Here is a 14,722-nt window from a genome sequence, read left to right as displayed (position 1 = left end):
AACACTAACGTTGACTCGAACCGGATTAGAAGTAATTAACAGTTATTAGTCAATGAAACTGATAACTGATATAGCGTTTCTCTACCTAGTGAGGTACATCGGTAAGGGCACGGCAGTGCCGTGCCCCTACACAGCGTGATATAATTCTGTACTTCATCTGAATGGGAAGCGGTATAACTGTTCACTGATTTAATTCGGTAACATCACTGCCAAAGCCTTCTCCAGGGCTTTAGGATCTTTGAGTAACTGTGCAGCCATTTCTTTAGCTTGCTCACCCGGATAAACATCTTCAACGTCATCAATGACGGCTTGCAATGCTTCTTGGGCAACAACTTCTGGAGCCACTTTTGGGGGAGGAAAGTTTGTACTCATTCCTGCATCAACTGTTCCAGGCATTACACCGACAACTAATGTACCTTGTGCTGCCAACTCAGCCCGAATACCCTGAGTCATCAGCAAAGCCGCCGCTTTAGAAGCACAGTAAGAGGCATTAATTGGTAAATTGACTTTTGCCAGAATAGTCAGCATATTAACGATCGCACCACCACCATTCACTTTTAATACCGGGGCAAAGGCTCGACACATCCTCAAAGTGCCAAAATAATTAACTTCTATTTCTGCCTGAGCCGCAGTCAAGTCAGGGGCAGAGATAAACCCTTTGAGTAAACCAATTCCAGCATTATTAATCAGCAGATTCACATCTTGGTACTCAGTCGCAGCAGCACTGACTGATTGCTCATCGGTGATATCCAATGCGATTGGGATGATGCGTTGGGGGTCAGCAGCCGCAATCTCAGCAAGGGAATTTGGGTTTCTGGCTCCTGCATAAATCCGGGATGCCCCGGCTGCTAGTAATGCCTCTACGTAATGTTTACCAATCCCTCCATTAGCTCCTGTAACTAATGCGACTGTATTTTTTATTTGCATGTCTTACTCCTTGTCATTTGTTATTTGTCATTTGTCATTTGTTAAGTAGTTAAGCAAAATTATTTATGTCATTGCGAGCGAAATGAAATGTAGCGTAAAGCCTTCGGCATAGCTTCGCTTAACGCGGAGCGTGTCGCAGACAAGCAATCTCCGAACCCTTGCGATTGCTACCCTGCGGGAACGCCAAGGGCGAACATTCCGCTTCACTCCATTCGCAATGACAAATGTATATTTAATTTTGCGTTAGTACTTATTCTCCCTGCTCCCTGCTCCCTGCCCCCTGCCTCATTTCCTCCCGTCGCGCCACACAACACTAAAAGCGATCGCACTCATAATCAGCATTAATCCTCCCGCCCAACCATAGGTTGTCCCTATGCCTAAGAGTTGACTCAAAGGTTGACTGAGAATGGGCGAGATAAACTGTCCAAGAAAAAATGCTGTTGTTAACCCGCCTAAAACTCGACCGCGTGCAGTTGCAGGTACGATGGTGGTTAGGCAGACGTTCATATTCGGCATCAGCAAGCCGATACCTAATCCGCCAATTGCTAAACCTACTAAGATCAGTTCATAGCTCTTAACTAAGCTGATAATGCTGAAGCCAATGCCCATCAAAACAAAAGCGATCGCATAAATGCCATTAAACGAAAACCTTTTCTTGAGTTGGGGATAGCTCAGGGCACTAATCGAAGTGGCGAGTGTAGCCAGGGCAATAGCTAAACCACTTTGAGCAGCCTTGGCGTTGACGAGTTGTTGTAGATAAAAAGGTAACTGGGTGGGGATTAAATAAAAGACAATTTGAGTGATGAATGCGATCGCATAAATGGTGAGCAGCAATCCCCAAGGAAGTTGTTCAGATGGTGGTGGTAGCGGACTTTGGCTGGTTCCAGTAGGATAGCGATCGCGGACTGGTTCGGGCAACACAAAAATAACTAATGGTAAAATCAGCCAAGCCACTAGGTAAATCAAGAATGGTAGTCGCCAGTTGACATCAGCTAACACGCCACCAAGGGAAAGAAACAGCACACCGCCAAACCCCATAAAAGCGGCTTGCATTCCTAAAAATTGTGCGCGGGCGGCTCCGGTGTAGTAGTCTGCAATTAGCGTCGTTGCAGTAGTCATAATCCCCGCCACACTCAAGCCCAGCAACACACGCCCAAATAAAATTAAACCAATCGAGTTGAGATAAACGCCAGAGCTACCAGCTAAACCGTAGAGCAGCACAGCAAAGGCTAACAGCAATTTCCGGCCAAAGCGATCAATAAACGTCCCAACAAGTGGCGCACCGATGGCGATAAAAAGAGCCGGAATCGTCAAAATCAGCCTAGTCCAATAATCGACATTGCTAACACCGCTGAAATAATCTCGAATAGCCGGTAATGATGGGGCGATCGTTGCACCTGCCATCACCGTCAAGGTACTGGCAAGCAGCAATGTGACTTTCACTAGCAGGGAGTTTGGATCTTTCATATTAGGGACTAGGGATCGGGGACTGGGGACTGGGGACTGGGGATTGGGGACTGGGGATTGGGAGGATGAACCTTTGAACCTGAACGTTGAGCCTTTGAACCTGAACGTTGAACCTTTGAACCTGACAGTTGAGCCTTTGAACCTGACAGTTGAGCCTTTGAACCCGAACGTTGAACCTTTGAACCCAAAATTTCAAGATTGACCCTTGACTCTTGAGCCTTGACCCTCCGAATTTTAGATTTTAAATTTTGGATTTTGGATTGTTTTTGGTTCAAGCCCCGCCCCTTGTGGAGCCACTGCGGTCTTGGGGGTTTCCCCCATGAGCAAGTGGCGTGGCGGAATCAATCTAAAATCTAAAACTTGTACTGAGCTTGCCGAAGTATCCAAAATCCAAAATCGGATTGACCCTTGACTAAGGAACTTCCGCTGGAGCCTTATCTGTAATATTGCTATCCTTATGCTCAGTAGATTCCACATATGTTGATGGTGGTGTTGGTGGTTTGGGGCGATGGGTGACAAACTCGACGAGGTTTTTAATCACCACATAAAGCACGGGGACTAGTAAAAAACTCAGAATAGTTGCCACCAACAAACCGCCAAATACTGCCGTACCAAGTGACCAACGACTGGCGGAACCTGCACCCGTTGCTGTCACTAGGGGATAAAATCCGACTAATGCGGCCGAAGCTGTCATCAGAATTGGTCGAAATCGCTGTTGTGCGGCGTGAATTGCCGCTTGGGCGATCGTCATCCCCTGTTCACGAGATTGGTTAGCGAATTCCACAATTAAGATGGCGTTTTTGCTGGCTAAACCAATCAGCATCACTAACGCAACTTGGCAGTAAAGATCATTGACTAAGCCGCGCCATGAGACAAACAACATTGCCCCTAAAATCGCCAAGGGTACAGTCAGCAAGATAATGAACGGATCGACGTAGTTTTCATATTGTGCTGCCAAGACCAAAAACACCACCACAATTCCCAAGGCAAACACCAATCCAGCTTGTCCACCGGATTTGATTTCTTCTCGTGAAAGCCCCGTCCAGTCGTAGCCTAGCCCTGGTTGGGTATTTTCAGCAAAGACCTGTTTCATCGCCGCGATCGCTTGTCCGGAACTATAACCGGGTTTGGGCGCTCCTTGAATTTTGATGGTGCGGAACAAGTTAAAGTGGCTGATGATTTGCGGCCCGGTAATCGGCTTGATGGTGGCGACTTCACTCAAGCGGACTAAATTGCCATTGCGCGATCGCACATACACTTGACCAATATCGTCGGGTGAATTGCGAAACTGTTGGTCAGCTTGGATATACACCCGATAATTGCGCTGGGCAAAGGTAAAATCATTAACATAGCGACCACCCATATAAGCGCCCAGTGTTCTCAGCGCCTGACTAAAATCAACATTCAGGGCTTCCAGGCGATCGCGGTTCATCTCAATTTGATACTGCGGTGTACTCGCGCTAAATTGCGTGAACACTCGATCAAGGGCGGGATGCTGATTAGCTTTGGCAATCATTTGTTGAGCAATTTGCAAAAACTGATCAATGCTGAGTTGTCCACCAGTGCGATCTTGTAGCTGAAACTCAAAGCCGCCTGTAATCCCGAATCCGCTCACCGCAGGCAAATTAGACGTGACAATGAACGCCTTTTGATTTTGAATTAAGATGCCATTGAGCCGTTTCACAATCCCCGCTACAGAATGTTCTTCCCCATGCCGTTCTTCCCAATCCTTGAGGCGGACAAAAAATGTGCCTTGGTTGGGGCCATTGCCATTCAGACCAAAGCCAGAAATGATCACAGAAGCGTCCATTTCTGGAACATTTTTTTCTAAAATCTGAAAGACTTCCGCCCCGACTTTTTCAGTGTAAGTAATGGGTACACCGTCAGGAGCTTGAATAATCCCGGCAAACAGTGATTGGTCTTCATCCGGGACAAAGCCATTGGGTACGGAACCATATACCCAAACTGTGGCTACTAAACCCAGAATGAACAGTCCAATGACAATCATTCTGATGCGAATTAAAAAGCTAACTAAACGGCGATAACGCTCAACAAACCAGGTAAAACCCCGATTAAACTGGCGAAAAAACCAGCCCAGTACGCCTTTACTTTCTCCTTCACGGCGGAGCAAAATCGCCGCCATACTGGGTGTGAAAGTCAAGGCATTAAAAGCAGAAATAGCGATCGCAAAGACAATAATCAGCGCGAACTGCCGATACATAATTCCTGTTGCCCCTGGGAAGAAGGACACAGGTACAAACACTGCCATCAACACCAGGGAGGTAGCAATTACTGCCCCTGTCAGTTCCTTCATCGAGGCAAAAGCGGCATCGCGGGCGTTCATCCCCTGTTCCATTTTGGTCGAGATGCCCTCCACTACGATGATCGCGTCATCCACCACCAATCCTGTGGCTAGCACTAAACCAAACATGGTTAAGGTGTTGAGCGAAAAGCCAAACACCAGCGCAAACGCCAAAGCACCCACCAAAGAAACAGGAACTGCGATCGTGGGAATAATCGTGGCTCGCCAGTCTTGCAAGAAAATAAAAATTACGAGAACGACTAAAAAAACCGCTTCAATGAGCGTATGCAAAACTTCTTCGATGGACACTTCCACAAATCGTGTCGTGTCATAGCCAACCACGTCTGTTAGTCCTGGAGGAAAATTCTGCTTTAATTCCTCCATTGCTGCTTCTATGCCTCTTACCACTTCCAGAGCATTACTTCCTGGAAGTTGATAAATCAGCATTGCCACACCAGGTTTTCCCTTCACCAGCGCGGAAGTTGAGTAATCTTCTGCTCCTAGTTCGGCTCGCCCCACATCCTTGAGTTTTACCAAACTGCCATCAGATTGGGTTTTGAGGATTAAATTCTCAAAGTCTTTGACTTCTTTGAATCTACCCTGTACCCGCAGAGCAAAATTATAAGGTTGATCAGCACCGGTTGGGGCCTGACCGATCGCCCCCGCCCCCACCTGGACGTTTTGGGAAGTTAGGGCGGTAGCTACATCATCAGCCGTTAAGCCTCGACTCGCCAAAGCATTAGGATCGAGCCACAGCCGCATGGCATATTGTCGTTGTCCCGAAATGCTCACATCACCCACACCAGGAACGCGCTTGATGGTGTCGGTGACAAACAAGTCTACATAGTTGCTGATGAAGGTGCTGTCATACTCAGCGTTGGCGGAATAGAAACCATAAACCCGCAAGATGCTACTGGAGCGCGATAGAGTCGTCACCCCGGTTTGACGAACGGCATCAGGTAAAGTGGGGTTAGCGATCGCCGCTCGGTTCTGCACGTTCACCTGGTTAATATTTTTGTTGGTGGACGTGTCAAAAAATCCGGAAATGGAACTCACCCCGTTATTGGTGCTGGTTGAGGTCATGTATTGCATACCCTCAACACCGTTAATCTGCCGCTCTAGCACTGTTGTCACCGTATCTTCGACGGTTTGGGAGTCTGCGCCGATGTAGTTGCTGGAGGTTTGAATTTGAATCGGCGCAATGTCCGGGAGGTTATTAATCGGCAGCAGCGATATGCTGATGGCTCCTACCAGCGAAATTAGTAGAGTGCAGACTGTTGCTAAAACAGGTCGCCTAATAAACGTGTCGGCAATTGACATAATCAGTTATCAGTTATCAGTTATCAGTTATCAGCAAATAGGGGACAGTGGACAGGCAACAGTTAATAGTGAATTTGAAAACTGTTAACTGTCAACTGTTCACTGTTAACTGATTTACTGCGGTTCCACTGGAGTTCCATCACGCAGTTTGAGAATGTTTGATATGGCGATGCGATCGCCACTTTTCACACCCTGAATCACCTGATAGCGATCGCCTTGGACTTCACCCAGTTTCACGGGTTGCTGATGCACTTGTTGTGGTTTTCCTGAGGTGGAATTCTCGACGAGGAACACAAAGTTTTGCCCACCAATTCGCGAAATCGCCAGGGTTGGCACTAAAAGACCTTGGTGTTGATTCCAGACGATTTTGGCGCGGACATATTGCCCATCTCGCAGTTTGTTTTGAGAATTGGCAAAGCGAGCCTTGATTAAAATCCCTTGAACACCTGTATTGACTTGGGGAGAAATGAAGTTGATCTGTCCAGTTGTCAGGCGATCGCCTGTGTTGACATCTAATAGCTCAACGGGTAATCCTGAACGCAATTGAGCAGCATAATTTGAGGGCACGGAAATTCGCATATCCAGCTCGTCATTTTTAATGATGCTGGTTAAGGTTTGCCCAATATTGACATAATCTCCCTCTTTCACGGGAAAATCTCCCACTACGCCACTGATGGGAGCCAGCACTTGCTTGTAATTGAGGTTGACTTGAACGGATGCAATATTAGCTTTAGACTGTTGCAGATTCGACTTTGCCTGCTCAATACTGGCTTTGGCAGCATTGACCTGCTTTTGGGCTGCATCCAAACTAGCAACTGATGTATCTAAGTTATTTTGGGCAATGTCTAACTGTTGTTTCGCCTGTGCGCCCTCAGTTACTAGCTGTTGGGTGCGGTTGAACTGAGTCCGCTGTAATCGCACATCAGCAGCAGCTTTGGCTTGCGTTGCTTGGGCAGACTCCAACTGTGCTTGAGCTGTTGCTAAGGCCGCACGGCTAGAATTTGCCCCAGCCACAGCACTAATTACTTGCGCTTTTGCTTGGTCTATGCTTAGGGAAACAATAGGTTCGCCTTGAGTGACGCGATCGCCACTCTTCACAAACACCCGATCAATCCGTCCTTGAATCTGCGGCTGTAGAGAAACTCGCTCTTGTGCTTCTAAAGTGCCAACAAACTCAGAGCTACTTTCAACTTTGTCAGATTGAATAGTTTGTACACTAATTGGCACACTCTGCGATCGCGGTTTCGCTGGAGCCGTTGCTTTGGGTTTCAAAAAGTTCCAGATGGCAAACCCACCACCACCAACTAACAAAACAGCCAGCAGCAACCACCAGATCCATCTGGGAAATTGCTGGGACGCTTGCGGAACCGTATCCGAGGAACTTTCGGGGACAGTTTGAGAGTCAGATGCATCCATATAAATATTGGTGAATTAAACAATTTTTGATAAAAATAGTCAGCTATTTTTGAACGGCTGTGAAGCCACCATCAATTACCAAGTTGTGTCCAGTCACAAACCTAGCTGCATCTGAACATAACCAAACCACAGCCTCCGCTATATCTTCAGGCGCGCCAATCCGTTTCAAAGGAATTCCCGCAATTACTTGATCGAGCATTTCCTGGGGTGCTGTTGCCCATAAATCTGTTTTGATGGCACCAGGACTGACTGTGTTGATCCGAATGCCGTCACCAGAATATTCTGCCGCCGCCGCACGGGATAAAGCAATTACACCAGCCTTGGCAGCTCCATAGGCTCCGTATTTAGCAATTCCCAGCAATGCGCCTTGAGAAGACATATTGACAATTGCACCACTTCCTGATTTTTGCATTGCCGGAATTTCATATTTCATACATAGCCAAATCGATTTGAGATTGGCGTTAATTTCATCATCCCAATCGGCTTCAGTCAAATCAGTAATTGCCCCTGCTTTCCCCGATCCTGCATTGTTAAAGGCATAATCCAAACGACCGTAAGTTTGAATTGCTTTTTCTACCAATGTTTCCACATCAGCTGCTTGCGTCACATCTGTTTTCACAAACAACCCCTCACCACCAGCTTCTTTGATCAGACTGACAGTTGCTTCTCCTTCTGTTTGACGACGAGCCGCAACCACAACCTTAGTCCCCGCTTTGCCGAAGGCGATCGCTGCAGCACGACCAATTCCTGAACTAGCTCCGGTAACAATTGCAACTTTATGATTTAAATCCATAATTTTCGTTTGTGTATGTTTAATTTTGCAGTCAGTAACTAACGCGCTTTGTTATTAACGCTTGACATAGGCGACTAAGGAAACACCCAGAACTACTAGGACAACGCCTGCAATGCGGGTGGGACTGGCGGTATATTTAGTCAATCCCAGCGCTCCATAATGATCTAAAAGCAGAGCTGCAATCATTTGACCGGCGATCGTCAGTGAAAGAGCTAGAGCGGCTCCAATCTTAGGCGTGGCGAAAATCGTTGACCAGACATACAATGTTCCCAAGCATCCGCCAACCCACATCCACCAAGAGGTTTGGGTGAGAGTCGCCGTAGCAGGAAGTGGATATTGGGCAAAGAAGCAAATCACGAGCGATGTCAAAGTCCCTGCAAGATACGAAATAAATGTCACCTGCATGGGTTCACCGACATAGCGTCGTAACAGGGTGTTTAAAGCAACTTGAACTGGGAGAACCGCCCCGCCTGCTAGTGCTGCTAAAAGATAGATCGTCCGTCCGTTCATTCTGAGATATCCAAATCAGGTTAATAACGATTTACGTCAAGAAAGGATAGTCTGTATAACCTTTCTCATCACCGCCATAGAAAGTATTGCGATCAGGTTGATTAAGTGGTGCATCTAACTGTAGACGTGCTGGTAAATCGGGATTAGCCAGAAACGGTGAGCCAAAAGAAACTAAGTCTGCATAGCCCTTGGCGATCGCTGCATTCCCTTTTTCTCTGTCGTAACCGCCATTAGCTATCAGTGTTCCTGGATAAAGAGGGTGGAACTCAGCCACAGAAATTGGTTTTCCACCATGCCTAATATCGGCTGGCGTTGGTTCCATCAGGTGCAGATATCCTAAGCCAAAGGTATTAAGTGCTGCGATCGCATACCCAAATGTCGTTTTAGGATCGGAGTCATGGATATCGTTAAATGTGTTGCTGGGCGACAGCTTAATACCCACACGCTTTGCACCCCAAACACTAGATACAGCTTCCGTTACTTCCAACAAGAATCGCGCCCGATTTTCCACAGAACCACCATAGCGATCGCTACGTTGATTAGAGCCATCTTGCAGAAACTGATCAATTAGATACCCAAAGGCTCCGTGTATTTCCACACCATCAAATCCAGCCGCCAGTGCATTCTTCGCTCCCTGACGAAACTGCTCAACAACACCAGGAATTTCATCTATATCTAAAGCGCGGGGGGTGACAAACGGTTGATCACCAGTGTAAGTCATGGCATTACCACGAGGGGCGATCGCCGAAGGAGCCACGGGTAATGCACCATCTGGTTGCAAGGAAGGGTGAGAAATCCGCCCTGTATGCCATAGTTGCAAAAAGATTTTTCCACCTGCATCATGCACTGCATCTGTCACCTGTCGCCAGCCAGCAACCTGCTCTATAGAGTGAATTCCCGGTGTGGCTGGATAACCAAAACCTTGTGGTGATACTTGTGAACCTTCCGTAACAATCAATCCCGCCGTGGCGCGTTGAGCGTAATAGGTAGCATTTATCGGTGTGGGTACATTTCCCGCACCCGCCCGATTACGAGTCATTGGAGCCATCACAATCCGGTTTGGCAGTGTGTAGAGGCCTAGTTGGACGGGAGAGAATAAATCGGTGCTAGTTGTGTAAGTCATGGAAATTAATGGTTATTTCGAGAAAAAATACTTAAAGAGCGACCACTTCAACGGCGCTACTATAAACGTGAGGTTCAACCTTAGCGATCGCTTCATAAAACCCCTCATCGTGCAGTTCTTGAAATCGTGGATGCTGTCTCAACGCTGCAACCTGTGCTGCTGATTCCCAATGGGCAATTGCTGTAACTTTTTCACCATCGTCACTTTTGAGTAACTGAGCATCTAAGAAACCAGGTTGAGACTGCACTACCTCGGTATAAATCTGATGAATCCGCTCAAATGCATCTTCTTGACGGCCAGGTTTGACGGTGAAAATATTCACGAAAGTAACTTTACTCATCTGCGTTAGCAACTTGTTTCATGTGAACTTGGTATGATTATGGAGTTTGATAAACTCGGTTTAACAGTTGGGCGATCGCTTCTCCACTACCAGAATTAACTACACTCAAATTTAAAGGTGCTTCACTAATAAATTGAGCATAAGCAGCAGTCAAATAAGGACGGTATTCTTGTTGATTGCGAAGATGAGTCTGGAAAAAGGCAACTCCTAAAGCATTCATATACCCGTAGACACTTTTTCTATTTGGCCCCAATAATCCTTCTGGTACAGGAATCACTCTTTCATTCTGTGGTAAGTCTGATTCCACAGAGAAGTGAGTGGCATTTTCAATGAGAGCCAAGTATTTATCTTGGTTGGGTAATTTAGTAAAAGGTCGAATTTGTTCAGGAACTGCAGGGGTAAATATATCCTGACTTCCAGCTACCATCATCACAGGAATTGCAATTGTACTGATACCTTTTTCCCCAAACAAAACACTATTCAAAGGATTCATCACCATAATCGCTTTAATGCGATCGTCTTTAATAGGATAGTTGTCAGGCTTGAGGTCGTTAGCACGACATTGCAGAAAGGTGGAGAGATTTAGAGAACGATTAGGATTACATTCTTGGCGAATTTTATCAAAATCAAAGGTTCCTCCAGCTAATGCTAAAGATGTATAACCGCCAAGTGAATGTCCAATTAAACCAACTTGTTGCAAATTTAATTTATTTTTAAATTTGGTGTCAGTTTCGTTAAGACGTTGGAGTTCATCTAAAAGGTATTTGACATCTAAAGGACGGTCAATTAATTCTCTAGCTTCGGGAGGTCTAGCTAACCCTGATAAAAACTGTTGAAATTGTTTGGAGTTACCAATAGGATGGTCAAGAGCAGCGACAGCAAAGCCGTGTGATGCTAAATGTTGAGCCAGATAAACAAAACTATTACGGTCTTCTGCTAAACCGTGAGAAATTACAATTATTGGGTAAGGTTCTGATATATTTGCTGATTTTGCTTGTGGTAAGTAAATATCAATATCATATTTCCGTTCTAAATTACGAGATAAGGTTAAGGTGATTTTCGCGGACTTAAATTCACCAGGTTTACGAATATCTGATTTTTGAGCAAAATCTAGAGGTGGTAAATTGGCAGTTTGTTGAGTTGCTAATTTTTGGATTTCAGCAACAACTACATCTCTTTTTTGCAACAGGTCTGATAGTTGTCCCATTGTCTGTATCCCCTCCGACAAATTCAGACGAATACTGGGACTAGAATATTTTTTTAGGATATTAATAAAAGTTAAACCTTCAGGACTAGCTGCAGATAATATTAAAGCAGAACGCAGAGCATAGAAACCATTTTTTCTGCTTTGCAATTGCAGTAATTCACCTAAGCGTTGTAGGATTTTTTCACCAATAGGAGAATAGGTGAATTGTGATACAAGTGTGGGACTGATTTTGAATTTTGTTTTAAGGAAGTCCCGTATTTGAGATAATTGTTCTGGTTGGGCCCGATTGGCATAAAAAGCAAAGTCTTTGGTAATTTTGCCTTCATTAACAAACAATTCTAAGTCTTGTGTGGCAATATCAAATTCCCCAAATGGTGAATAATTAAATTCAATTCTATCTGCTGCTAATACCGGAGTAGTGATGGCAATACTTGAGATTATGCCAAAAAAGTAGGTGATAGGTTTTTTCGACATGAAGTATTTACGAAATGGGGATAAATAGCTTTGAATACTCAAATTAATCTTCTATAAATTGAGCGCTCTAAATTACAGAAATTGCTGTCAATGCTGCACTTGTTATAATCACAGCAGTAGCACCGATCATCGATACTTTTTGCAGTAATCTGGCACTGTTGGGCGTACACAAAAATCAACCCGATCGCTACCAACACTGATGCTAATCCTAATTTTTTAAGTCCATAACTTTGTTTTGTGTGTTAAGAATAAATCACTAAAAACAATGCAAAAATAGATCAAATTCTTACTTCGAGATCACCAATTACCGCAGCTTCTGATTGCCGGTAAAAGATCGGACTGCTTACCGTCGCAATGCTTTAAGTCCAAGATTGGGAAACAACTTGCTCGTCACAGCGAACTGTACCCAAGCTGTTGCTAAAGTCTCCAAGGAACGCGCTACCAGCAATTCTCCTGCGTCTACTGCTTCATAACCGCATTCCTCAATTAAGTCAGCGACAACTTTCTTGGCTACGACATCATCACCGCAATAAAAAATACTGGGGCGATCGCTACCAAACTGTCTAGAGTCAGCAGCAATAACTTCTGCAAAGGTGATATTAAATGCCTCAACAACTTTTGCTTTGGGTGCAAATTGTTGAATTGTCTCAGCAACAGATATTTGGAGGTCAGTTGCAATCCCAACTGTTTGTCCTGTGAAGTCTGGTTGTAAGCCACTGACGCAAGTAATAATAATCTTGTCATCAAGAGAACCTGTAGCACGAAAGACTTCTTCTAAAGACGGCACCCACACAGCTAGCATCACTACATCACTCTCTGACACCGCCTCTCCAAGTGTGCCAACTTTTGCATTTTCACCCGCCGATACAGCTAGTTGATAGAGCTTATCTTCATCTCTAGAATAGGAAAAAATGACTTGGTGTCCGGCTTTTGCCCAAATCTTACCTAAACCGCCACCCATATTGCCTGAGCCAACTATACCAATCTTCATTGATATCTCACTCCTATTTTTGACTGCTTGCCTAGTATCTTCATCCTCGTAAATTAAGCCCTATGGTGACAAGAATTTTCTGCTTGTAGAAGTGCTTCTAGAAGGCTCTCAACATCCCATTTATTTTTATAGCGAAAACCATTAATGAAAAATGTCGGTGTACTATTGACACCACTATTTGTACCGCTCTGAAAGTCTTCAGCTACCTGATCGACATAGATGTGATTTGTCATATCTCGGAGGAATTGGGGGACATTAAGTCCCAATTGATGGGCGTACTCTACTAGATAACCGTTACTAAGTGCTGTTTGACACTCAAATAGAGTATTGTGCATCTGCCAAAACTTACCTTGAGCAGCAGCTATTTCTGCTGCTTCAGCGGTTTTATAGGATTGTGGGTAAATCTGTGGTTGGGGAAAGTGACGAAATGCAAAGTATAATTTATTTCCTAATTCTTTCTGGATTTGTGGGATAATTCTGTGAGCTTCGCCACTGTGAGGGCATTGATAATTGCCATACTCAACTAGTACTATAGGTGCATCTATCGCTCCTTGAGTGTGATCGCGTTCTGAAATTGGCGCGATCAATCTGTTATTATCGTTGGTCTGACTCATGGAATATCTCTGTGGAGGGGAAATGCTCTAAAGGCTATGAAAGTTTTGCAACATATCCTCCTGAATGTGTCTGAGCTAAAGCTTTGATTTTGCGTTGACCAGATATGGCTCCACTCTATAAAATCAATCAGATTTTGTCCCTAGACCAGAGTTAAAGTTTTAGGCATATAGAAAAGTCAGTCTATGGTTGACCTTAAGCTGAGGAAATTACCTTAACTTATGGCTAGGTTAACTGATAACTGTTACTGAAGAGTAACGATGCCGCGTTTTAGGGCTGTGATGACTGCTTGGATGCGATCGCTAACTCCCAATTTGCTGAGAATATTATTGACGTGGTACTTGACTGTACCCTCGGAGATTCGCAAAGCAGCACCAATTTCTTGGTTGGTTTTACCAGTAGCCATGAGGCCAATCACTTCTAGTTCTCGTGCGCTCAATTGTAGGATACCTACCCGCTCTGCTAATTTGGCTCCTACCGAAGTGGGAATGTATTTCTGCCCAGTGTTGACAACGCGAATGGCTGTGAGCAATTCATCAGGTTCAGCGTCTTTGAGTAAATAACCTTTAGCTCCAGCTTTGAGTCCCCTATAAATATCTTCGTCGCCGTCATAGGTAGTCAGCACAATAATCCGGGAGTCTTCAAACTCGTTACAGATGGCGCTAATGGCGGCGACTCCATCCATCTCTGGCATTCGCAAATCCATGAGGGTGACATCAGGTTGATGTTGGCGGAATGTTGCAACGGCTTCATGTCCATTACAAACCTGTCCGACAACTGCCATATCTGGCTCCCGATCAATCATTGCTGCTAAACCTTGGCGGACGACGGGATGATCGTCAACAATCAGGATTTGGATCGGGCTTTGCTCAGTCATAGTTGCTACTGAAGAACCTCAATTATTTAACTGTATTTTTAACAGGACTTATACCAATTCAAATAATGTTTGCGACACATGGATTGTCACAAAGGGCGGGGAGACCCACCTGTGTCAAATTGAGCTACAACGCTTACCCGACATACATTTTACCCCACCCCGGTTTTGGCTTTAGACAAAACCGGGGTGGGGTAACGCAGATCTTGATGGTAGGTGATTTAATTCAAAATCACGTCTTGACAAGGTTTCACGTTAAGTTGACACCAATGGGAGAGACCCCGCTCCTACAGATTAATCTGTCGCATTTTTTTGGCAAATTGGTATTACGCAGGTGTCACAATTAAATGACCATTTGTAGGGTGG

At 45.1% G+C, this 14,722-nt stretch carries 12 protein-coding genes; all 12 read right to left on the bottom strand.

The features are described 5' to 3' along the window. Nucleotides 1-189 precede the first annotated feature (189 nt). The 12 genes from CAL7507_RS17790 to CAL7507_RS17730 all read right to left on the bottom strand — a co-directional run bounded on the left by CAL7507_RS17790 (nt 190) and on the right by CAL7507_RS17730 (nt 14,359). Entirely contained in the window at nt 190-927 is a 738-nt protein-coding gene (locus CAL7507_RS17790) for an SDR family oxidoreductase (protein ID WP_015129872.1), read from the bottom strand. A gap of 285 nt (nt 928-1,212) precedes the next feature. Beyond that, the gene (locus CAL7507_RS17785) at nt 1,213-2,394 is read right to left on the bottom strand and encodes an MFS transporter (protein ID WP_015129871.1); all 1,182 of its coding nucleotides are present in this window, start codon (nt 2,392-2,394) and stop codon (nt 1,213-1,215) included. Between the two features lie 412 nt (nt 2,395-2,806). Beyond that, nucleotides 2,807-6,016, bottom strand: coding sequence for an efflux RND transporter permease subunit (locus CAL7507_RS17775; RefSeq protein WP_015129870.1), 3,210 nt, complete (start codon nt 6,014-6,016; stop codon nt 2,807-2,809). Nucleotides 6,017-6,130: 114 nt separating this feature from the next. Further along, nucleotides 6,131-7,432, bottom strand: a complete 1,302-nt coding sequence (locus CAL7507_RS17770) for an efflux RND transporter periplasmic adaptor subunit (RefSeq protein WP_015129869.1) — start codon at nt 7,430-7,432, stop codon at nt 6,131-6,133. 43 nt (nt 7,433-7,475) lie between these two features. After that, a complete protein-coding gene (locus CAL7507_RS17765) occupies nt 7,476-8,225 on the bottom strand; it encodes a glucose 1-dehydrogenase (RefSeq protein ID WP_015129868.1) in 750 nt (249 codons plus the stop codon). A gap of 54 nt (nt 8,226-8,279) precedes the next feature. Next, a complete protein-coding gene (locus CAL7507_RS17760; protein WP_015129867.1) occupies nt 8,280-8,735 on the bottom strand; it encodes a DMT family transporter in 456 nt (151 codons plus the stop codon). Nucleotides 8,736-8,766: 31 nt separating this feature from the next. Further along, complete coding sequence (locus CAL7507_RS17755) at nt 8,767-9,858, bottom strand: alkene reductase (protein WP_015129866.1); 1,092 nt, start codon at nt 9,856-9,858, stop codon at nt 8,767-8,769. A 31-nt stretch (nt 9,859-9,889) separates the two neighbouring features. Then, entirely contained in the window at nt 9,890-10,198 is a 309-nt protein-coding gene (locus CAL7507_RS17750) for an antibiotic biosynthesis monooxygenase (protein ID WP_015129865.1), read from the bottom strand. Between the two features lie 37 nt (nt 10,199-10,235). Continuing rightward, entirely contained in the window at nt 10,236-11,879 is a 1,644-nt protein-coding gene (locus CAL7507_RS17745) for an alpha/beta hydrolase (protein WP_015129864.1), read from the bottom strand. A 343-nt stretch (nt 11,880-12,222) separates the two neighbouring features. Next, nucleotides 12,223-12,870 (bottom strand): NADPH-dependent F420 reductase, encoded by a 648-nt coding sequence (locus CAL7507_RS17740; RefSeq protein ID WP_015129863.1) that lies wholly within the window; start codon nt 12,868-12,870, stop codon nt 12,223-12,225. Between the two features lie 53 nt (nt 12,871-12,923). Then, complete coding sequence (locus tag CAL7507_RS17735) at nt 12,924-13,484, bottom strand: DsbA family protein (RefSeq protein WP_015129862.1); 561 nt, start codon at nt 13,482-13,484, stop codon at nt 12,924-12,926. A gap of 242 nt (nt 13,485-13,726) precedes the next feature. Then, the gene (locus CAL7507_RS17730) at nt 13,727-14,359 is read right to left on the bottom strand and encodes a response regulator transcription factor (RefSeq protein ID WP_015129861.1); all 633 of its coding nucleotides are present in this window, start codon (nt 14,357-14,359) and stop codon (nt 13,727-13,729) included. Nucleotides 14,360-14,722: the final 363 nt, after the last annotated feature.

The organism is Calothrix sp. PCC 7507, assembly GCF_000316575.1.
In the GTDB taxonomy this organism is placed as follows: domain Bacteria; phylum Cyanobacteriota; class Cyanobacteriia; order Cyanobacteriales; family Nostocaceae; genus Fortiea.
This window is presented reverse-complemented; position numbering and strand designations above follow the sequence as displayed.